This window comes from Xanthomonas arboricola pv. juglandis (genome assembly GCF_001013475.1).
Classification (GTDB): Bacteria; Pseudomonadota; Gammaproteobacteria; order Xanthomonadales; family Xanthomonadaceae; genus Xanthomonas; species Xanthomonas arboricola.
The window spans coordinates 367826-386946 of sequence record NZ_JZEF01000003.1 but is presented as its reverse complement, the minus strand read 5'-3'; the positions used below and the strand labels follow the sequence as shown (position 1 = coordinate 386946).

The 19121-nt window shown below is 60.4% G+C and carries 17 protein-coding genes; 8 read left to right on the top strand and 9 right to left on the bottom strand.

Annotated elements, in window-relative coordinates; genetic code table 11:
* The first annotated feature begins 3 nt into the window (after positions 1-3).
* The 3 genes from XARJCFBP2528_RS12500 to XARJCFBP2528_RS12490 all read left to right on the top strand — a co-directional run bounded on the left by XARJCFBP2528_RS12500 (position 4) and on the right by XARJCFBP2528_RS12490 (position 2428).
* A complete protein-coding gene (locus XARJCFBP2528_RS12500; RefSeq protein ID WP_002812278.1) occupies positions 4-867 on the top strand; it encodes a prepilin peptidase in 864 nt (287 codons plus the stop codon).
* Positions 868-880: 13 nt separating this feature from the next.
* Entirely contained in the window at positions 881-1504 is a 624-nt protein-coding gene (gene coaE / locus XARJCFBP2528_RS12495; protein WP_047124748.1) for a dephospho-CoA kinase, read from the top strand.
* Between the two features lie 525 nt (positions 1505-2029).
* Positions 2030-2428, top strand: a complete 399-nt coding sequence (locus XARJCFBP2528_RS12490; RefSeq protein ID WP_016904088.1) for a SymE family type I addiction module toxin — start codon at positions 2030-2032, stop codon at positions 2426-2428.
* A gap of 104 nt (positions 2429-2532) precedes the next feature.
* Here XARJCFBP2528_RS12490 and XARJCFBP2528_RS12485 read toward each other — a convergent pair whose 3' ends face one another.
* The 4 genes from XARJCFBP2528_RS12485 to rimK form a co-directional block, all read right to left on the bottom strand.
* The gene (locus tag XARJCFBP2528_RS12485; protein WP_016904089.1) at positions 2533-3867 is read right to left on the bottom strand and encodes a sensor histidine kinase; all 1335 of its coding nucleotides are present in this window, start codon (positions 3865-3867) and stop codon (positions 2533-2535) included.
* Positions 3860-4537: a response regulator transcription factor gene (locus tag XARJCFBP2528_RS12480; RefSeq protein ID WP_006448355.1), complete on the bottom strand. Its 678-nt coding sequence runs from the start codon at positions 4535-4537 to the stop codon at positions 3860-3862. The genes XARJCFBP2528_RS12485 and XARJCFBP2528_RS12480 overlap by 8 nt, the downstream gene beginning before the upstream one ends.
* Positions 4538-4568: 31 nt before the next feature.
* Positions 4569-5039 carry a hypothetical protein gene (locus XARJCFBP2528_RS12475; protein ID WP_026064719.1) on the bottom strand — a complete coding sequence of 157 codons (471 nt, stop codon included), beginning with the start codon at positions 5037-5039 and terminating at the stop codon, positions 4569-4571.
* Positions 5040-5265: 226 nt separating this feature from the next.
* On the bottom strand, positions 5266-6141 hold the full coding sequence (rimK, locus tag XARJCFBP2528_RS12470) for a 30S ribosomal protein S6--L-glutamate ligase (RefSeq protein WP_016904091.1): 876 nt from the start codon (positions 6139-6141) through the stop codon (positions 5266-5268).
* Positions 6142-6660: 519 nt separating this feature from the next.
* Here rimK and glgX point away from each other — a divergent pair.
* Positions 6661-8793: a glycogen debranching protein GlgX gene (gene glgX / locus XARJCFBP2528_RS12465; protein WP_016904092.1), complete on the top strand. Its 2133-nt coding sequence runs from the start codon at positions 6661-6663 to the stop codon at positions 8791-8793.
* 671 nt (positions 8794-9464) lie between these two features.
* On the opposite strand, the gene XARJCFBP2528_RS12460 is transcribed toward glgX, so the two are convergent.
* The 4 genes from XARJCFBP2528_RS12460 to XARJCFBP2528_RS24450 form a co-directional block, all read right to left on the bottom strand.
* Positions 9465-9857, bottom strand: a complete 393-nt coding sequence (locus XARJCFBP2528_RS12460; protein ID WP_023904915.1) for an H-NS histone family protein — start codon at positions 9855-9857, stop codon at positions 9465-9467.
* Between the two features lie 88 nt (positions 9858-9945).
* Positions 9946-10332, bottom strand: coding sequence for a hypothetical protein (locus XARJCFBP2528_RS12455; protein WP_026064907.1), 387 nt, complete (start codon positions 10330-10332; stop codon positions 9946-9948).
* A 574-nt stretch (positions 10333-10906) separates the two neighbouring features.
* Complete coding sequence (locus tag XARJCFBP2528_RS21670; RefSeq protein ID WP_049805061.1) at positions 10907-11419, bottom strand: ImmA/IrrE family metallo-endopeptidase; 513 nt, start codon at positions 11417-11419, stop codon at positions 10907-10909.
* The gene (locus tag XARJCFBP2528_RS24450) at positions 11404-11610 is read right to left on the bottom strand and encodes an ImmA/IrrE family metallo-endopeptidase (protein ID WP_374057769.1); all 207 of its coding nucleotides are present in this window, start codon (positions 11608-11610) and stop codon (positions 11404-11406) included. Before XARJCFBP2528_RS24450 ends, XARJCFBP2528_RS21670 begins: the two co-directional genes overlap by 16 nt.
* Before the next feature lie 543 nt (positions 11611-12153).
* Between XARJCFBP2528_RS24450 and XARJCFBP2528_RS23450 the strand changes: the two genes are divergently transcribed.
* The 4 genes from XARJCFBP2528_RS23450 (at position 12154) to XARJCFBP2528_RS12440 (ending at position 16355) form a co-directional block, all read left to right on the top strand.
* Positions 12154-12723 carry a hypothetical protein gene (locus tag XARJCFBP2528_RS23450; RefSeq protein ID WP_087962438.1) on the top strand — a complete coding sequence of 190 codons (570 nt, stop codon included), beginning with the start codon at positions 12154-12156 and terminating at the stop codon, positions 12721-12723.
* Between the two features lie 71 nt (positions 12724-12794).
* Positions 12795-14075, top strand: a complete 1281-nt coding sequence (locus XARJCFBP2528_RS22510) for a retropepsin-like aspartic protease (RefSeq protein WP_080591431.1) — start codon at positions 12795-12797, stop codon at positions 14073-14075.
* 489 nt (positions 14076-14564) lie between these two features.
* Positions 14565-14927 carry a hypothetical protein gene (locus XARJCFBP2528_RS12445; protein ID WP_016904888.1) on the top strand — a complete coding sequence of 121 codons (363 nt, stop codon included), beginning with the start codon at positions 14565-14567 and terminating at the stop codon, positions 14925-14927.
* A 96-nt stretch (positions 14928-15023) separates the two neighbouring features.
* A complete protein-coding gene (locus XARJCFBP2528_RS12440; protein ID WP_016905121.1) occupies positions 15024-16355 on the top strand; it encodes an IS4 family transposase in 1332 nt (443 codons plus the stop codon).
* Positions 16356-16407: 52 nt separating this feature from the next.
* On the opposite strand, the gene XARJCFBP2528_RS12435 is transcribed toward XARJCFBP2528_RS12440, so the two are convergent.
* Positions 16408-19071, bottom strand: coding sequence for a M1 family metallopeptidase (locus tag XARJCFBP2528_RS12435; RefSeq protein WP_047124747.1), 2664 nt, complete (start codon positions 19069-19071; stop codon positions 16408-16410).
* Between the last annotated feature and the right edge of the window lie 50 nt (positions 19072-19121).

The following is a 19121-nucleotide window of genomic DNA, read 5'->3' as shown; positions in this document are numbered from 1 at the left end:
GTAATGGCATTTCTCGACCAGCATCCCGGTCTCGGCTTTCCTGCCGCGGCCGGACTGGGACTGCTGATCGGCAGCTTCCTGAACGTGGTAATCCTGCGCTTGCCCAAGCGCATGGAGTGGCAGTGGCGGCGCGATGCGCGCGAGATCCTGGAGCTGCCTGACATCTACGAGCCGCCGCCGCCTGGCATCGTGGTTGAGCCCTCGCATGACCCGGTCACCGGCGACAAGCTCAAATGGTGGGAGAACATCCCGCTTTTTAGCTGGCTGATGCTGCGCGGCAAGTCGCGCTACAGCGGCAAGCCGATCTCGCTCCAGTACCCGCTGGTGGAGTTGCTGACCTCCATCCTGTGCGTGGCCAGCGTTTGGCGCTTTGGCTTCGGCTGGCAGGGTTTCGGCGCGATCGTGCTGAGCTGCTTCCTGGTGGCGATGTCGGGCATCGACCTGCGCCACAAGCTGCTGCCGGACCAGCTGACCCTGCCGCTGATGTGGCTGGGCCTGGTCGGCTCGATGGACAACCTCTATATGCCCGCCAAGCCCGCCCTGCTGGGCGCGGCGGTCGGCTATGTCTCGCTGTGGACGGTGTGGTGGCTGTTCAAGCAGCTCACCGGCAAGGAAGGCATGGGCCACGGCGACTTCAAGCTGCTGGCCGCGCTTGGCGCGTGGTGCGGGTTGAAAGGCATCCTGCCGATCATCCTGATCTCCTCGCTGGTCGGCGCCATCCTCGGCTCGATCTGGCTGGTGGCCAAGGGCCGTGACCGCGCCACCCCGATCCCGTTCGGCCCCTACCTGGCCATCGCCGGCTGGGTGGTGTTCTTCTGGGGCAACGACCTGGTGGACGGCTACCTGCACTTCGCAGGCCTGCGTTGATCGGGGCACGACGATGAGCGACTTCATCGTCGGCCTCACTGGCGGCATCGCCTCCGGCAAGAGCGCCCTCGCCGCCGAGTTCGAGAAGCTGGGCGTGCCGGTCATCGATGCGGATGTGATTGCGCGGCAGGTTGTGGCGCCCGGCCCCATTCTCGACGCCATCACCGAGCAGTTCGGCCGCGAGATTCTGTTACCGGATGGAACACTGGACCGCCAAGCGCTGCGCAAGATCGTCTTCGCCGATCCGGCCCAACGGAAGGCGCTGGAAGCGATCACCCACCCGGCCATTCGCGCAGAACTGCAGCGCGCCGCGCAGGAAGCCTTGGGCCCTTATACGGTCGTCGCCATCCCCCTTCTGACCGAAGCGGGTGGACGAGCGACCTATGCCTGGCTGGACCGCATTCTGGTTGTCGATGCGCCGGTGTCGCTTCAACATGCTCGCCTGATGCAACGCGACGGGAGCACATCGGTGCTTGCCGATCAGATGATTGCCGCGCAAGCGTCTCGCGAACAACGATTGGCCATTGCCGATGACGTAGTCAGCAACGAAGGCGACACGGACCGACTGGCGCAACAAGCGCGACGCCTGGATGCGAGCTACCGGGCAATTTTGCAAACGCATCGAATCGGGCGCTGACGTCCACGGCCGGGCACCCAAGATGCTCCCGCGGTCAGCCGGCGGCCATTACAAGCGGCGAGTTAATTGACACACACTGCACGGCGTCCGTTCCCTCCGCAAACAGCTACTCGGGCGTGCATGGCATGTTTCCCAGGCAGCGTGACGTACTCGACGCCGAATTAGCGCATCAACGCCGACCGGACTTATTTACTGCATTGACATTCCAGAAAACCAGTAGCAACCTCTGCCTCAAGGAGCGTAGAAACTCCGTGCATAGCGGTACCCACCTCCGTCAAACCGGTGGGTTTTTTGTGCCTGCCTGCAGGCGCAAGCCGACGCGATGCCTGCGTCGGGAGGGCGGCTAATACAACACTCCTTCGGGAGGAATACGCCCGCCGACTATGCACGGTTTCTAACCTCCCGACATCCCGTCGCCGGCCGGCGACGGTGCCTGTTCTTCAAAGGAGGCGTTGTCATGGCAGATGTATCGATCGTGCAGATGGGTGGGCGTCGTCGCTCCATGGTGCTGACGGAGGTGAAGCGATGAGCCGGACGCAGTCTTCGACCGCCAAGCGGTACAAAGAATCAAATGCCAAGCACAACGCGACCACCAAGCGGGCAGCCACGCCGGTAAAGGACACGCAGCCCATGCGGCTGGTGCCGTCACCCACGTTCGATGTGGACAACCTCACCTTCGACCGTCGCCACAGGCCTCCCGTGGACGATCTGCCGCCGCGGCCACCGCGCAAGGCACGTACGCCCACGCGCTGCACGGTGGGCTATGCGTTCTACGATGCGGAGCCGGGCCGGCCGCACAGCCAGCGCATTCCCAGCGTGCGCTTGCGTGGGCTGTGGCTGGAGCAGTTGGGGTTTGCGGTTGGGTGCAAGCTGCAGATCACTGCGCGCGAGGGTGAGTTGGTGGTGACGGTGGTGGAGCGCTGAAAGGTGTTTTGGGTGCGGTTGTTGGCTGGAGGCACTGCTGTGGGAGGGCGTTATGGGTAAGGTTGTCGCGCCCGGGTGCGCTCCTACGGGAGTGCGGGTGGTGGTTAGCGATGGAAGGCTAGGGTTGCGATGACGCCGCGCTGCTGGCCTGGGCGCACGCTGACGCGCCAGCCGTAGAGGTCGCACAGCCGGCTGACGATCGACAGGCCGATGCCGCCGCCTTGCGAATGGCCGGCGTGGGTGCCGCGGTAGCCGCGCTGGAACAGTTTGGCGGCGTCTTCCTCGCTCAGGCCGGGGCCGGAGTCGATCACTTCCACCGCGTCGCCAAGCACGCGCACGCGCACCTGGCCGTCCTGGGTGTACTTGACCGCGTTGCCGATCAGGTTGCCCAGCGCCACCGACAAGGCAGATTCGGGCGCGTCGATGACCAGGTCGCGCTCGCCTTCCAGCAGCAGCTCCAGCTGTTTGCCGCCCAGCTGTGCGCGGTGCGCGTCGATCAGTTGCTCGGCCACCTTGGCGACATTGCTGCTTCCCTGCCCGCGTTCGTTGCGCGAGAGCAGCAGCAGCGAGCCGATCAGGTCGCTGCACTGCAGTTCGGCGCGCTGAATGCGCTGCAAGCGTTGCAGCATCTTTTCGTCGAGATTGGGCTTGGTGAGCAGCAGTTCGGTGGCGCCGCGGATCACCGCCAGCGGGGTGCGCAGTTCGTGGCTGACGTCGGCGTTGAATTCGCGATCGCGCTGTACCACTTCGGTGAGGCGGGCCGAGTAATCGTCCAGCGCTTCGGCCAGCTGGCCTACTTCGTCGTCCGGGAAGTGCGCGGCCAGCGGCTTGGGCTCGCTGGTGCCGCCGCGATAGGCGCGCAGGCGTGCGGCCAGGTCCGACACCGGGCGCATGACCTTGGATGCCGACCACCAGCCAATCAGCAGCGAGAAGCCGCTGAACACCAGCACCGAAAGCATCAAGGTGCGCTTGAGCTGGATCTCGCCCTTGATGGTCTGGGTCATGTCGTAGGCGAGGAAGAACCACTCGCTCGGCGTCTTGCGCACGGCCAGCTTGTACGAATACGCGTTGCCGTTTTCGTCCACGCCGGAGATGGTGTGGATGCCGTCAGGAAACTGGTACCACTCCGGCTGTTCCAGCCGCAGCGCTTCGAACTTGTCGCTTTTGACCACACGCCCGCGCATCTGCTGCACCGGCAGGTCGGGGTTACGCAGCGGGTCGGAATAGAAGCGCTGCGCAAAGGCGTCGATATTGCGGTTCATCACGTCTTCCACCAACTGGTTTTCCACGCGCGAGCGCGCCCAGTTGGTGGCGAAGGCGAATAGCGTGGTCAGGCAGAAACCCAACAACACGAACGACAGAATGATGCGGCTGCGCAGGCGCCGCCGATAGCGGCCGCGCCTGCGGGCGGGCCGCGCGCCGTTATTGCTTTCAGGCATCGGGCGAGGCGATGCGATAGCCGATGCCGTGACGGGTCTGGATCATCGGTACGTCGAAAGGCTTGTCGACCACCGCACGCAGGCCGTGGATATGCACGCGCAGCGAGTCAGAATCCGGCAGCTCCTCGCCCCAGACGCGGGTTTCCAGCTCCTGGCGGGTGACCACGGCCGGCGAGGCTTCCATCAGCGACTGCAGGATCTTCAACGCAGTGGGGTTGAGCTGCAGCAGCTTGCCGCGACGACGCACTTCCAGTGTGTCCAGGTTGTATTCCAGATCGCCGGTTTCCAACACGCGGGTGTGCACGCCCTTGCCACGACGCGACAACGCGTTGAGCCGCACTTCCACTTCCTGCAGTGCAAACGGCTTGATCAGGTAGTCGTCCGCGCCGGAGTCGAAACCGGCCAGCTTGTTGTCCAGCGAATCGCGTGCGGTGAGCATCAGCACCGGTGTCTGCTTGCGCGCTTCGTTGCGCAGCTTGCGACACACCTCGATGCCATCCATGCCGGGCAGGTTGAGGTCGAGCACGATGGCGTCGAACTCGTGCACCACGGCCAGGTGCAGGCCGGTCACGCCGTCGGCGGCAAAGTCCACCGTGTGGCCGCGGTCTTCGAGATAGTCGCCCAGATTGGCGGCGATATCGCTGTTGTCTTCGATTACTAGAATTCGCACTGAAACCTCAATAACTATGGTCGGGGTGGGCTTAGGAGCCCGGGTCGGTGGCCTTGTGTCTCCGCTGCATGGAGCTCATGTCGCGCTCGCCGCTGTCACGCAAGCGTCTGCGTTCGGCAACGGTTTTGCAGATCGAAGTGGTGTGATGAGAACCCGTCGCCTTTTCACGCGTACAAATCAGGCGACTTTCCTCACCCGCCCTTGTCAAAATTGTGTTGATGAGCTCTTGGTCGTTGTAGATCGCTGCCTTTCGGTCCGGCGTCAACGCCTGTGCATCACCATTTTCTGTCACTGCAATTTCTATTCTCGTGAGCGCAGAAAGCACCTTAGCGCGCTCTTCCTGACTGATCTCGGAGTACTTGGTGCCGCCATCCAACTCTTTGCGTACCTCAGCGGCCTGCTGGGCGAAGGGCTTCTTGACGTCTACTTTTGCAGAGGCAGCAGCGGCATTGGCTACCAAAAGCACAGACAGAGATGCGGCATAACAGAAAGCCTTGAGCATGATCGGTCCTTGTCTCATCGTCCGTTTAACATTTCCCCACTTTAGACTCGACTTTACTGATGGAGCAAGCACGCCTAAGTAAAAAGGCCCAAGTGCGACAACGCACTTGGGCCAAAAGTTCATCCCGATCACCGTCACTGCCGAGAGCGGAGCTACGGTCGGGTGAGGCTAGCGAGGAAAGGATTAGATTTTCGTTAAATTTTCGCTAACAAAGCTGTTGGCCCGATCAGCGGATCGACTGCTCCAGGTGCTGGATGATCGCCGCCGCCACGTCCACCTCGCAAACCCCTTCCACGCCCTCCAGTCCGGGGGTCGAATTGACCTCGAGCACCAACGGCCCGCGCCTGGAACGGATCAGGTCCACGCCGGCCACGGCCAGGCCCAGCGCGCGCGCCGAGCGTACCGCGACCTCCTGTTCCTGCTCGGTGGCCTGGGCCACCGCAGCGCTGCCGCCCAGATGCAGGTTGGAACGAAAGTCGCCCTCGGCCGCCTGCCGGCGCATCGCGGCAACCACCCGGTCGCCGACCACGAAGCAGCGCAGGTCCGCGCCCTCGGCCTCGCCGATGAATTCCTGCACGATGAAGTTGGCGTACAGCCCGCGCAGTGCCTCGACCACGCCGCGCGAGGCGCTGGCTTTCTCGGTGAGGATCACCCCGGCGCCCTGCGCGCCCTCGTTCAACTTCACCACATGCGGCGGCGGGCCCAGCATCGACAGCAGATCCTGGGTGTCGTCCGGGTTGTCGCCAAACACGGTCACCGGCATGTCGATGCCTTGCGCGGCCAGCAGCTGATGCGCGCGCAACTTGTCGCGCGAGCGCAGGATGGCGTCGGACGGGTTGGGCGTGTAGGTGCCCATGAATTCGAGCTGGCGCAACACGGCGGTGGCATAGCGCGTGACCGAGGCGCCAATGCGCGGGATCACCGCATCGAACCCGGTGATCGGCTTGCCCTTGTAGTGCAGGCTGAAACCGTCGGCGGCGATGCGCATGTAGCAGCGCAGCGGGTCGAGGATGCGCACGGTGTGGCCACGCTTGCGCCCGGCCTCGATGAGCCGCCGGGTCGAATACAACTTGCTGTTGCGGGAAAGAATGGCGATTTTCATCGCGGCAGGTGTACGGCGCGGCCTGGACATGGTCGGAGTCTGATGACGGAGTGACCCAAGTCCGTAGGTCTGCCGGCCGATTGCACGCGCGGGCAGCGTCCCTGCCCTGCACGTTGCGTTCGACGGGTGTGCGACGGCCCCGAGAATGGGAGGTGGAAGTGACGCAGCAAGGCAGCTGTAACACTGCACGCGCGACGTGGCTGCGACGGCCTGGATGCTAGCAGGGCGGCTGCGCAGCGCTCAAGCGCGCGCGTGCGTACCTCGACACAGGTGATGCACGGCGCAGGTTTGCCCGGCGACAGTCGCGCAGACAACGCAGCAGACGTGCTCCACTCAACGTCTCAGCTCATCCGCGTCAGCGCGCGCGCTTCCGTCAACTCGCTCGGAATGACCGGCCGCCGCGCGCCGTAGCAACCGTCCTCACGCCACCCCCGTGCCGTCGTGACGCAGTTTGCACAGCGCAACCCGCAATGCTTGAGTTCCCTCAATGCCGGCATGCCGGCGCACCCGAGACTCTCAATGCGACGTCCAGCAAGCGCGGCTTACGCCAACCCCTCCCGCATCCGCCAAGGACGCCCGTTCCCGCGCGGCGCCGTCTTCGATGGCCAGGGCACCAATTTTGCGTTGTTTTCCGCGCATGCCACGCGTGTGGAGCTGTGCCTGTTCGACGAACAGGGCACCGAAGTGCGGGTGGATCTTCCGGAATACACCAACGAGATCTGGCACGGCTATCTGCCTGACGTCAAACCCGGCCAGCGCTACGGCTACCGCGTGCATGGCCCGTATGAGCCCACCGAAGGCCACCGCTTCAACCACAACAAGCTGTTGATGGACCCGTATGCACGCGAGATGGATGGCGACCTGATCTGGGCAGACGAACTTTACGGCTACACCGTGGGTCACCCGGATGGCGATCTGAGCTTCGACGAGCGCGACAGCGCACCGTTCATGCCCAAGTGTGTGGTGGTCGAAGACACCTACGACTGGGAAGACGATGCGCGACTGCTCACGCCGTGGAACGAGACGGTGATCTACGAGACCCATGTGCGTGGCTACACCATGCGCAATCCGCAGGTCCCGGAGGCCGTACGCGGCACCTTTGCCGGCTTGGCGCAGCCGCAGGTACTGCAATACATCAAGGACCTGGGCATCACCGCAGTGGAGCTGTTGCCGGTGCATGCGTATCTGGACGATCAGCACCTGCTGGACAAGGATCTGCGCAATTACTGGGGCTATAACACCATCGGCTTCTTCGCGCTGAAGTCGCGCTATCTGTCCAGCGGGCATCGCGATGAGTTCCGCGACATGGTCAAGGCCATGCACAAGCAGGGCCTGGAAGTGATCCTGGACGTGGTCTACAACCACACCGCCGAAGGCAGCGAGTTGGGCCCGACGCTGTCGTTCAAGGGCATCGACAACGCCAGCTACTATCGCCTTGCCGAAGACAAGCGTTACTACATCAACGATACCGGCACCGGCAACACGCTCAACCTGAGCAACTCGCGGGTGATCCAGTTCGTCAACGATTCGCTGCGCTACTGGGCCGGCGAAATGCATGTGGACGGCTTCCGCTTCGACCTAGCCACGATCCTGGGGCGCGAGCCGAGTGGTTTCGACCAGCGCGGCGGTTTCCTGGATGCCTGCAACCAGGATCCGTTGCTGTCGGAGGTCAAGCTGATTGCCGAACCCTGGGACTGCGGCCCCGGCGGCTACCAGGTCGGTCACTTCCCGCCGGGCTGGTCGGAATGGAACGACAAGTTCCGCGACAACGCGCGCGAGTTCTGGAAAGGCGAAGATGGCAAGCTTGCCGAGTTCGCCACGCGCTTCACCGGCTCGGCCGATCTGTTCGATCGTCGCGGTCGCCGTCCATGGGCGTCGGTCAACTTCATCACCGCGCACGATGGATTCACCCTGCGCGACCTGGTCAGCTACAACGAAAAGCACAACATCGCCAATGGCGAGGACAATCGCGACGGTTCGTCCAACGACGGTTCCTGCAACTACGGTGAGGAAGGCGATACCGATAACGCGGAGGTGCTACAGATCCGCGAGCGGCAGATGAAGAACCTGCTCGCCACGCTGCTGCTCTCGCAAGGGACGCCGATGATGCTTGCAGGTGACGAGCGTGCGCAGTCGCAGGGCGGCAACAACAACACCTATTGCCAGGACAACGAGATCACCTGGCTGGACTGGGAAAACGACCCGACCGATGGCCGCCTGACTGAGTTCGTCAAGGCGCTGACGCGTCTGCGCAAGCGTTATCCGATCCTGTCGCGCGGCCGCTTCCTCAACGGCCAGTACAACGAGGAGGCAGGCCTGCGTGATCTCACCTGGCTCAATCCGGGTGGCACCGAAATGGACGACGCGCACTGGACCGATGCCGGCGCGCGCTCGGTGGGACTGCTGCTGGAAGGCAAGGCCCAGACCTCCGGCGTCAAGGAGTTGGCCAACGACGCCACCTTGTTGATCGTCATCAATGCCTACCACGAAGGCGTGACCTTCACCCTGCCCTCGGCCGACGAACCGGTGCACTGGAAGCTGGCACTCTCGACCGACGAAGCGCTGGAAGTGGACATGATGCCGGCCGGCGCCAGCGAATTCCTGGCCCCGCCGCGCAGCGTGTCGGTGTTCGAGTGCAAGAACGACCAGTAATACTGATGCGGTGACACGAACTCGCGGCCTGCCGGAAACCCGGTAGGCCGCGAGTTTTTTATTGCTTGGCCATATGCGCTGGGTACTTCGACTTGAACAGGATCTAGGCTACGTATCCATGGAAACCGATGCAGTAGTTCGTACGTGGTTACAACCCTGCCGGTGAAACCCAGACTCCGCGTCGAACGCAGGGCGAGAAGAATCGCTACTGGCGCGCCGCAATCGCAGATAGAGCTCCAATGGCTTTGCTTACCAAAGAACTTGAAGCAGCGGCTTGGTATCTAGTGACACGCGCGGCGATGCGGATTAGGGCAAAACCTATCGGCTTATCACTCGTCTTTATCGATAGTCGATCAACGAACTGACAAAAGCCGAAACAGCCGCATCCGGCAATCGCGTATTTCGAGTACATCTATCGAAAAACCCGCCAGTCAATCGCGACGCACTATGCCTAAACAATCACATCGCCACAGCAAGCTGGACGCGCAATTCTCCGTCTCCGGCCTAGAGCACGGCGACATCGGAAAGCATGCTCACATCCAGCTTTGATTGCACGATCCGGCAGCGTCTCGAATGCACTGCAGCAATGACGGCGATAACACCAAAGTGCGCGACGGCCGTAAATCGCTAAACGCTGACGAGCCCCAGCCAGACCCTGAATACGCAAAAACTCAGCCCGGATACAGCGGGAATCGCTTGTCCGGATGATTGGCCTTCCATTCCTTGTAGGAGCTGGTGCCTTCCCAGGCCTTGAACGCACGCGGCGTGCGACCACGCCCGGACCAGGTCTCGCCGGAATGCGGAATCCAGTATTTGGCCACCACTTCGCCCGTTGACGACAGCGGCCCCTTGGATTTGCCGGTCATCGCCAGTGACGCGATCTGGGACTTCTGCTTGGCATTGAAGCGGCTGCCGAACTGGGTCAACACCTCGACCACCTGGTCGAAGGCTTCCAGCGTCTGGGCATACTTCAGCTGGGCTTCTTCCTGCTCGAGCTTGCGCAGCTCTTCCAGCAATTGGGCTTTGGCGGCGGCAGAGGGTGAAGCGGGCGGAACCTGGCGCATTGGCAAGACTGAGGTTGGACGGGTCAGCGAGTATTGCCGTTGCGCCGGCTAGCGTAAAGCGGCAGGACGCACCCGAGTCTGGCTGCGGTCAGCGATGGCGCAGCAAGGCATGCTCACGGGCCATGGTCAGCACCGGCCCGATGCGCCCGGCCCGGATCAGCTCACCGCAGTGCTTGCCGACAAACTCGACTCTGGGCGCCGAAAACCACTGCACCACCCGATCCAGCTCGCCGGCATTGATGGACCAGGCATGGCAGACCGCCTCGCCCAGCTCTTCCACACCCACCAGCCCCAGCTCACGAATCTGCTCGGAATCCAGCGCAAACATCTCCAGCACCTTGCCCGCATCGTCCGGCGTGCCGTAACCAAAACGCATCTGCTCGGCGCGGTGAGCAACCGAGGCTGCACGCGCGGACTCGGCGCGGCGTATGCCCTTGAGAAGTGCGCCGATGAGTTGAGGATGCGTGGCCGTCATGGTGCTCGCTCGATGATGGCTGCCACTATGCCCATCGCTGCAAGCCCGCTCAATCAGGAGGTTCCTGACCATGGGCAAGGAAATAGCGAAGCGCGCAACTGGCGTTATTCGCTCCAAGCGCGCTGCAATCGATGCCGGTCCAAAACACTAACTGTTATGTCCGGCGGCACCGTCGCAATCGGTTGTAGCCGACGAAAACATCCGATCCGCGATTAAAAACCGACAGCTGAAAACCAATCGTTGCCATCGACTGCAGGAGGGCTGAGCTGCCCCTGAAATGGCATGTCAGGGAATCACTGCAAGCGTGCGGCGACCGCCCCGGAAGAGAAGCACTTCAGTCGGGGACGGATCGGCGATCGAGCGATTACGCTCTGGTGCAGCGGGCAAGGTCGTCGAAGGCATCTGCCGGACATGGAGCGCGCGATGGGAACAGAATCAAAATCACCCTAACCCGTTGATTCGCATAAATTTTTTTATGCGCAACAAGGGACCCAAAAAAGATACCCCTGATCTTAAAGAAGCCCATCAAAATTGCCCAGCTTTTAACGCCAACGTGTTGGGTGGGAAAGGGGCGCTAGCCCTTCATCTTCATCTTCATCTCTACGCTCCCAAAGCGGGATGGCATCTGGAAGCAGCAACAACCCAAGCGTGTAAGGCCAGCCCCTCCCCCCACATGGATATGCTCAACAAGCTCCATGCCCTGCGGCTCTTTGGGGAACCAAAGCCTGGCACTTTTCATTTGGATTAGCCCTGAGACCGACTCATCGGACCGAGCGGGCAAGGAGCCCTCAGGCACTTCAATGAGGTTCTTCTTTGCCGAAAGAGCCAAGCCGGACTTGCGCGCCACAGTGTTCGATCTCGCCCAGTGCACAAAGCCATCCCGCACCACGACCACAACGGCACGTTTGGGCGCAATCTCAATCCACTTTAAGGCTGCTGCCATGACCGACACGCCATAGCGATCAGCGCAATGTCGCAGCATTTCGATCTGACCCGCATGCCCCTGAACCTGCTGGCGAAAGTCGTCCAATGGCATCAACAGATAAGACGCGAATAGATCGGCGTCTGTCTCTATCTTGCGCTCCATCGACTCCCAATCGTAGACATCTTTTGATGTGCACTTGAAGGAACTTTGCAGCTGTCATGCAACATGCAGTGACCGAACTCGTGCGCCAACGTGAAGAGGACACGACCCGGCGATTGCTCGCTGTTGTAGCCAATCGCCCACTGACCATCACTCCTGGCTTTGAAGGCGCCCTCAAATCCTTGGATGTCCATCGCCACAATTTTAGCGATGCGCTCTGAAGCAAAGCACTGATTCGAATACTCGAGCGCCAGCTCTTGGACATTCACTGGAAAGCGGCATTGTCACCGAGTGTTGATGTCGCCTCATCGCCTCTTTTTTTCGAAAAAGAGACTCCTCCATGTCATCCTTGTGGACGAATCACCGTCCATAGTTTTTACACCACAGGATTATCCAAGCCTATGCAGGATTATCCAAGCCTATGGAAGCGAAGCTGCAGAAGCCCGCGTAAAAAATTCATTTAATTCAGATCAATAAGGTTTTTTACGCGAAGAGCTCGGCTACGTAAACGCATACATCCCCACCTGCCTACATGACTTCCGTCCTGGACACAAGCTGAATGCTATCCCCACAAAAAATTAATGAATTTTTACCAAAATGCAGTTATGTTTGCTTTGCATGAATTGCATGCACACTTAAAGTCATTCAAATAAATTAACATTGATCTGTCCTTCTATGCACTACTGGGATAGTTATTAAGGACAGTTGATTCCTCTGACTAGCAAAAGGAAGTTGTGATGAGAGAACTTACTAAGGAAGAGTTGCAGCTTGTGGCAGGTGCAGCTGCCGCAGCGGATGTCGACCCAAGTGAACCACCGACCGAGATTCCGCCGATTGTGGTAAATCCCCCGTCTGAACCGCCAACTTTCCCTCCCCCGTTGCCACCAGAAAATCCCCCTCCGCCTACCGGTGGTGGTGGTGGTGGTGGTGGTGGCGGAGGGGACGGAGGTGCCGAGACGGTTACCGGAGACAGTTGGGAGTATAAAGACTCTGCAGAACTGGATGGCAGTGGAGTTGCCAAAGCATCTCAAAGCTGGATCAACCCAGATCACAACCTCGCCTTTAACGTTTCGGAGAGCGTAAATTTAACGGATGGCAGCTGGAACTTGGCGGGGAGCGGCAGTTTCACCTGGAATGGAAGCACATATTCCCTGGCGATGAATACGGATCAGTTTTCGATCTCGGGATTAAATGCCTCTTACTCGTATGACTGGGGCACGGGCCTGAAGTTTGATTTCACCGTGAAATACGACACAGCAACAAATCAATATAGCGGTCAAGCAACGTTAACGGTACCCACGCCCTGACGCAGCCTTAACTACTTTCATTCAAACGAGAGCGCCGGACTCCGGCGCTTTCTCTAGTTGAAGAGCAAAAAATGTTGAAGCGATTTCTAATTTCATCTTGCTTGGCACTCACCTGCCTTCAATCCCAGGCTGACAATATACTTCCACAAGATGGGCCGGGCGTTACACTGATGGTTTTGCGAGGCGAGATTTCTCCGCTCGAGAAGTTATCCAACAGTGACGGTCTTGCAAAGCTACCGGCGAAAGCCGGACTATTCCGGGTCGAATCAAATTTCGACGCTTCAAATAAAGCAATCGAAGCGTGCTTAAAAGATGAAAAGGTGTTGGGGCAAAAAGGTGCGGGGGCGCTTTATTTATGCAAGAGCCTGCAAGCCGGAAATTCACTTGCACTAGGTGACATTGCCGGATGGGCGCGCACAATGCTGGATGTGCGTAAAATTTATACGCAGAACATAAAGCCAAACCTTAAAGCAGACGACGATGCTGACGCGATTACCTGGCCGCACTTTGAAGCCTTTCTCGCACGCAAACAATCAGGAACACTTAAATCAATTACCGCACCGGTTGTTCTACCTCTCGTAAGCGCCGGTGGCGTCCCTGTAGTTAAGGCAACAATACATGGAGGGCTGGATGGCAAGCATCGTGATGTGGCTTCCGATTTTATTGTAGATACTGGCTCCACTAGATCAATTCTTAATGAAAGATTTGCTCGTTCTTTAGGACTCAAAATTACTAATAATTTCCATAGGGACACAATAGGCGCGTCAAGAGAAATTTTATTCAACCTAGCCGATCCGGTTGATTTGAAGTTCGGAGAACTAACTCTCGAGAATGCATCTTTTTCGACCAGCGAATCCGTGCCCGTCAATATCATCGGAATGGACTTGCTTCGGCAGCTTGGTGCAGTTGAGATATCCAAAGAGGGTTTTAAAATTTTAGGGCGTGACTTAAACCACTCCTGCAAAGACAACTTTCGACTGACGTCTCTGATATGGGGCTCTCCTATGGCGCCCCGGATACCTGCAATTATTCGGGGGCGCGAAGAACTGGTACTACTTGACACCGGATCATCTACCTCGCTTGAAGCATCAGGAATCGATTTGACCGGATTCCCGCAAAAAGATCTCAGGACAAAAAAAGTGGTCGATCTTTTCGGGGAAAGAACAATAAGCTACGCAGAATCTACCGTTACAATGGTTCTAAATTCGAGAACCTTTGTTATAAATGCTTCTGTCACCGACCAGAAAGGAATGGTTTTCCCAGTTTCGTGGCGAATGGGCTATGATTTTATTTCAAAATCCAAATTGCATCTAGACGCCATGAATGGGCGCGCATGTCTGATCGGAGACTGAAGTGTCAGGCAAAAGGTCTATCGCCGAATATCAATAAACCTGGAGCGCCCAAGCCCGGCCTAGCTCAATGCCGGCGGCATGTGCGACGCATACTGGATTACAAATGAAAACTTTTTGCTACCCCGCCCTTACTACCTCTTTGCTGGACATTGAGATGTGCTTTGGAGCGGGCGATGGGAACAGAATCCTCCCGCGCCAACCAATTGATTTTCCTAGCTTATCCCGGAATGGGGTGATCCAAAAATGATACCCCGGTTGATACCTGATCATAGCGAGGCAACGGCGGCGGCTCAAGGACATTCCCGCAGGCTGGCAATGTCCCCAGCCAGCCATAAGCAAATCCGGATGCTTGGCGCCGCTATTACCTATTGACATACCTAAAATCAAACTTTTTCGCGCATTCAAATTTGTGAAATACGGCCGAAAGCGAGCTCTTGCGTAAGTGCCGGTTCTTGGTTGGATGAGGGCTCACCCAACACAGGAGCACCCATGCACCAGACACAGATTCAGGTCGCCAGTCGCTTGCTCGGCCACCTCCTTCAGCAGCGCACGACCCGCCTTCCCCCGCATGAGGTGGAAGACATCCAATACGCGCTCGATCTAGCGGCAGAGCTGCTGAGGCTCGGCGGGCCAGGGCCGGCCGGTCAAACGCAGGCATCGACCATGGCCCCATCCCAGCCCATCCTCGTCAAACGAGCGGCTGTCGATCGCAGCGTCGTGCCGACCATGCCGGCGTCCGTCGAAGAATGGCGGGAGACGCGCAAGAAGAACAAGGAAAAGGACAATGTCCCCCGCCCCAAGGAACCCATCGGGATCGAGCGGATAGATCTCCGCCCTCGTCCCCGGCACTAAGGCCAAGAAAAAAGCCCCGCTCTTGCGGTAATGCTGTTCACTTAAGCAATTGAGTTACCGAAAATCTGGTATCAGACCTCTGGTATCGGATTTTTTGTGTCCCTTCAACAGCAGCTGTTCGACCTTGGCGATCTGTTCAACTTCTCCGACCTGAGCACGTTTACGCAGAATATTCCGGTGGAGTGGGTGGCCAGCGCGCTGGAACTGTCTTCCAAGGCCAGCATCCGGCGTCGGCGTCTTCCCAGTGATCAGGTGTTGTGGCTTGTCCTGGGCATGGCGTTGTTCCGTGACGAACCGGTGCACGAGGTCGCACGTCGTTTGAACATCTGCGCACAAGGGCTGGCCTCAGAAGATCTGTTGGCTCGCAGCGGTGTCAGTCAGGCGCGCGCGCGACTGGGCGCCGACCCGGTCCACCACCTGTTTGCAACGACTGGGGCGCAGTGGGGATGCGAACGCTACAAAGGCGATGAATGGCAGGGATTGCAGGTCTTTGCCGTGGATGGCGCGCTGCTGCGGACGCCAGACACTGAAGAACTGCGCGAACATTTTGGTTCCGGTAATACCAGCACGGACCGTCAGACACCATTTCCCATGCTGCGATTGGTTGCACTGATGAACGTACGCTCGCATGTCTTGCTCAATGCCCAGCTCAGTCCGTACCGGCGCAGCGAAATTCGCTTGAGCGAGCCGTTTCTACACTCCATTCCCGACCATTCGGTCACCTTGTTCGACAAAGGATTCTGGAGCGCTGATCTGTTGCTTTCGCTAGCCAACACTGGCACTGCACGCCACTGGCTGACACCAGCACGCAAAGGCCTGGTGGCTGAGGAAATCACGCGTTATGGCACTGATGATCGGTTACTGCGCATGCGTGTCTCGCCGCAGGCCAGAAAACGCAATCCAGCGCTTCCCACGCACTGGGACGTACGTGAAGTGAGCTATCTGCATCAGGGGAAGAGAAAGTCGGTGCTGACCTCGTTGCCTGTCACCACTTACAGCACCAAGTCTGTCGCACTGCTTTACCAGGAGCGATGGGAAATCGAACTGAGTTTGCGCGACATCAAAAGCTCGATGCAGCACAACGCGACGACCTTACGTAGCAAGAAGATCGACTTGGTGTACCAGGAGGTCTGGGGGTTGCTGCTGGCTTACAACATCATTCGACGTGAAGCCGGTCAGGCAGCGGAGGCGTTTGGCAAAACGCCTTCGGACATCCGATTCAAACCGGTTTGCCAGTACATCGCAGTGCAACTCATCGTGATGGCCGCAGCCAATCCAGCTTCCGCCACAGGAAGACGCTTATCCCAGCTTCGCTCAGGCATCGCGAGCCTGTTCCTCGATCACCGTCCAAGGCCTACCCGGCCAAGGACGGTGAAGATCTCGAAGACCCGCTATCCGGTAGATCGGAAGGCTGCTCCGCCTAAGTGAACAGCATTACGGCAAGGCCGGGCTGTTTCCTGTATTGCGATGACCGCAACGCTCAGCGCTTGCGTGCCTTCAACCACGCCTTGATCTGCGGCAGCGAGGCCGCCCGCAGCTTCACCCGCGTCTGGATCGTGTTGATGGCGTTGTCTGCGGCCTGCCGCGAGGTGGGTGCGATGTACTGCTCGGCATAGGCCTTGATCCGGTCGGCGGTGGCAAGCTCGGCCGAGTCCATGCCCAGGCCGGGGTAATAGCGGGCACGCGAGGTGGGATCCACCAGGGTGTCCACCTGCGTGCGATGCGCCACCGCGAAGTCGAAGGCAAGTTCCGGGTGCCGGGAAGCGACCCGGTCGATCATGCTCGCACCGGTGGTGGCGCCCGGCTCGGCTGTCAACGCCAGTTCCAGCGCGCGCCTGGCCAGCGCCTCGTCGTTGGGCATGGAGAGGAAGTCGTAATAGGTGTCGCGCACCATCGACGAGGTTTCCTGCCTGGCCAAGGCATGCAAGGCGTCCCAGGTGGCGGCGTCGGCATTGTGCGCAACCGCGCCCAGCACGCTGTCGCGCAGCTCCGGCGACAGCGAGGCGGGGTTGGCCTGGAAGGCGGCAAAGCGCCGGCGCGCCTCGGCGATCACGGCGGCATCGCCCATGTCGCTGAGGGTGGCGATCAGGCGGGTACGCAACTGCTGGATCTGCGCCGAATCGCCAGCGCGGTTGTCCCAGCCCAGCGTTGCGAATTCGGCCGACAGGCGCGGCACGGCATAGGCACGCCACGTGGCGCGCGCAGCCGGGTCGCGCTCGAAGCTGCCATCCACATCGTCGTAGATGCTGGCCACCATGTCCCAGACATCGGGCGATGCACCTGCCGCCACCTGGGCGGTGAGATCCAGCACGTCGGCCTGCGCCTGCACGCCGGCACCGGCCAGTGCGTTGGTGTCGTTCAACACGCCCACCTGGTCCACCACCGGTAGCGCGGCAAACCTGGTGGTCAGCGCCTTGAACTGCGCGGGCGCATACCAGGTGCGGAAGTAGCCCTTTTGCCCGGCATTGACCACCACCGGTGCGTCGCAGCCGGGCACCTGCACCTGGGCGGTGCCGTCCACCAGCACGCGCACCGGCGCGCCATTGCCGCTGCGCAGGACGACCGGCACATGCCAGCGCAACGGCTGCTTGTCAGGGCGGTCCAGCGTGAACTCGCCCTGCTCCAGCGTCACCGCGGTCTGGCCGCCCACGCAGCGGCTACTGGCCTTGATCAACGGCACACCCGGCTGCAGGGTGAAGTCGTGCGCCACCTGGGTGAATTGCTTGCCCGGGGCCACCGCGTCGATCTGCTGCCACAACTGGTCGGTCACCGCGTTGCCGTACTGGTGCTGCTTGATGTAGCTGCGCACGCCGGTGCGCCAGCGGTCCGAGCCGACGTAGTCTTCCAGCATGGCAATCACCGCCTCGCCCTTCTGGTAGGTGATGGCGTCGAAGGCCTGGCTGGCCTGCTCCACGGTGGCCACGTGCTGCACCACCGGGTGGGTGGTCGCATACGCATCGCGCCGCATCGCCGCGCGGCTTTTCAGCGCCGGGCCGGTCTTGTCGATATCCCATTCCGGATGCAGTTTTGCCGTGGTGCGCGCCTCCATCCAGTTGGCGAAGCCTTCGTTGAGCCACAGGTCGTCCCACCACGCCATGGTCACCAGGTTGCCGAACCACTGGTGCGCGATCTCATGCGCGGCGACGGTGAACACGCCTTGCTTGGTGTCGATGTTGGCCACCGCCGGATCCAGCAACAACGAGTATTCGAAGGTGAAGATCGCGCCCCAGTTTTCCATGGCGCTGAAGAACTGGCTGCGCCCGGGCGCGGCGATGTTGTCCAGCTTGGGCAGCGGGTACGGGATGCCGAAGTAGGCGTTGTATTCGTGCAGCACGTCGCGGCCGGATTCCAGCGCGAACTGCGCCTGGTCGACCTTGCCCTTCTGTGCGATCACGCCGATCTCGGTGCCGTTGTCGGCGGTGACGGTGGCACGCTCGAAATCGCCCACGCTGACGAACAGCAGGTACGTGGACATCTTGGGCGAGGTCTGGAATGCGATGCGGGTACGCCCGTTTGCGCCCGGCTTGGACGAGGCGACCGGCATGTTGCTCACCGCCATCTGCCCGGCCGGCGCATTGATCGCCAGGTCGAAGGTGGCCTTGAAGTTGGGCTCGTCCCAGGAGGGAATGAAGCGCCGCGCATCGGAGTTTTCGAACTGGGTGAACAACGCGCGGCGCGCACCTTGCGCGGTGGTGTAATCCAGCGCGAACAAGCCGTTGGCCTGCGTGTTGATCACGCCGCTGTAGTCGATGGACAGCACGTACTCGCCCACTGCCAGCGGCTTGTCGAATGCGAACGTGGCGGTCTGCGCCTCGGCATCGGTGCTGACCTTGGCAGCTTGCGGCTTGCCGCCTTTTTGCGTCAGCGTGCCACGCGCCAAGCTCAGGTTGGCGGCCTGCAACACGATGCGGTCGGTGGCCTGCAGCACGCTGACGTCGATGGCGACCTTGCCGTCGAACGTCATCTTGTCGGCATGCGGCGTGATCTCCACCGCGTAATGCGTGGGCTTGGCCGTGTGCGGCAACTGGGTGGTGATGGACGAGGCGGCGGCGCTCGTCGGCGCGGGCGCGGCGGCGAGCACGGAGGCGGCCGGATTTGTACCGACCAGGGCCAGTGCGATGGCGGTCACCAGGGGAAGACGCATGGGAAATTCTCGATGTGGGCAAAGTGGGCAGGCAAGCGGCACCAGGCCGC

What these genes read in the sequence shown, in the direction of transcription:
- XARJCFBP2528_RS12500 (WP_002812278.1), top strand. Translation starts at nt 4, where the DNA reads ATGGCATTTCTCGACCAGCATCCCGGTCTCGGCTTTCCTGCCGCGGCC.
- coaE (WP_047124748.1), top strand. Translation starts at nt 881, where the DNA reads ATGAGCGACTTCATCGTCGGCCTCACTGGCGGCATCGCCTCCGGCAAG.
- XARJCFBP2528_RS12490 (WP_016904088.1), top strand. Translation starts at nt 2,030, where the DNA reads ATGAGCCGGACGCAGTCTTCGACCGCCAAGCGGTACAAAGAATCAAAT.
- XARJCFBP2528_RS12485 (WP_016904089.1), bottom strand. Translation starts at nt 3,867, where the DNA reads ATGCCTGAAAGCAATAACGGCGCGCGGCCCGCCCGCAGGCGCGGCCGC.
- XARJCFBP2528_RS12475 (WP_026064719.1), bottom strand. Translation starts at nt 5,039, where the DNA reads ATGCTCAAGGCTTTCTGTTATGCCGCATCTCTGTCTGTGCTTTTGGTA.
- rimK (WP_016904091.1), bottom strand. Translation starts at nt 6,141, where the DNA reads ATGAAAATCGCCATTCTTTCCCGCAACAGCAAGTTGTATTCGACCCGG.
- glgX (WP_016904092.1), top strand. Translation starts at nt 6,661, where the DNA reads ATGCGACGTCCAGCAAGCGCGGCTTACGCCAACCCCTCCCGCATCCGC.
- XARJCFBP2528_RS12460 (WP_023904915.1), bottom strand. Translation starts at nt 9,857, where the DNA reads ATGCGCCAGGTTCCGCCCGCTTCACCCTCTGCCGCCGCCAAAGCCCAA.
- XARJCFBP2528_RS12455 (WP_026064907.1), bottom strand. Translation starts at nt 10,332, where the DNA reads ATGACGGCCACGCATCCTCAACTCATCGGCGCACTTCTCAAGGGCATA.
- XARJCFBP2528_RS21670 (WP_049805061.1), bottom strand. Translation starts at nt 11,419, where the DNA reads ATGGAGCGCAAGATAGAGACAGACGCCGATCTATTCGCGTCTTATCTG.
- XARJCFBP2528_RS24450 (WP_374057769.1), bottom strand. Translation starts at nt 11,610, where the DNA reads ATGGACATCCAAGGATTTGAGGGCGCCTTCAAAGCCAGGAGTGATGGT.
- XARJCFBP2528_RS23450 (WP_087962438.1), top strand. Translation starts at nt 12,154, where the DNA reads ATGAGAGAACTTACTAAGGAAGAGTTGCAGCTTGTGGCAGGTGCAGCT.
- XARJCFBP2528_RS22510 (WP_080591431.1), top strand. Translation starts at nt 12,795, where the DNA reads ATGTTGAAGCGATTTCTAATTTCATCTTGCTTGGCACTCACCTGCCTT.
- XARJCFBP2528_RS12445 (WP_016904888.1), top strand. Translation starts at nt 14,565, where the DNA reads ATGCACCAGACACAGATTCAGGTCGCCAGTCGCTTGCTCGGCCACCTC.
- XARJCFBP2528_RS12435 (WP_047124747.1), bottom strand. Translation starts at nt 19,071, where the DNA reads ATGCGTCTTCCCCTGGTGACCGCCATCGCACTGGCCCTGGTCGGTACA.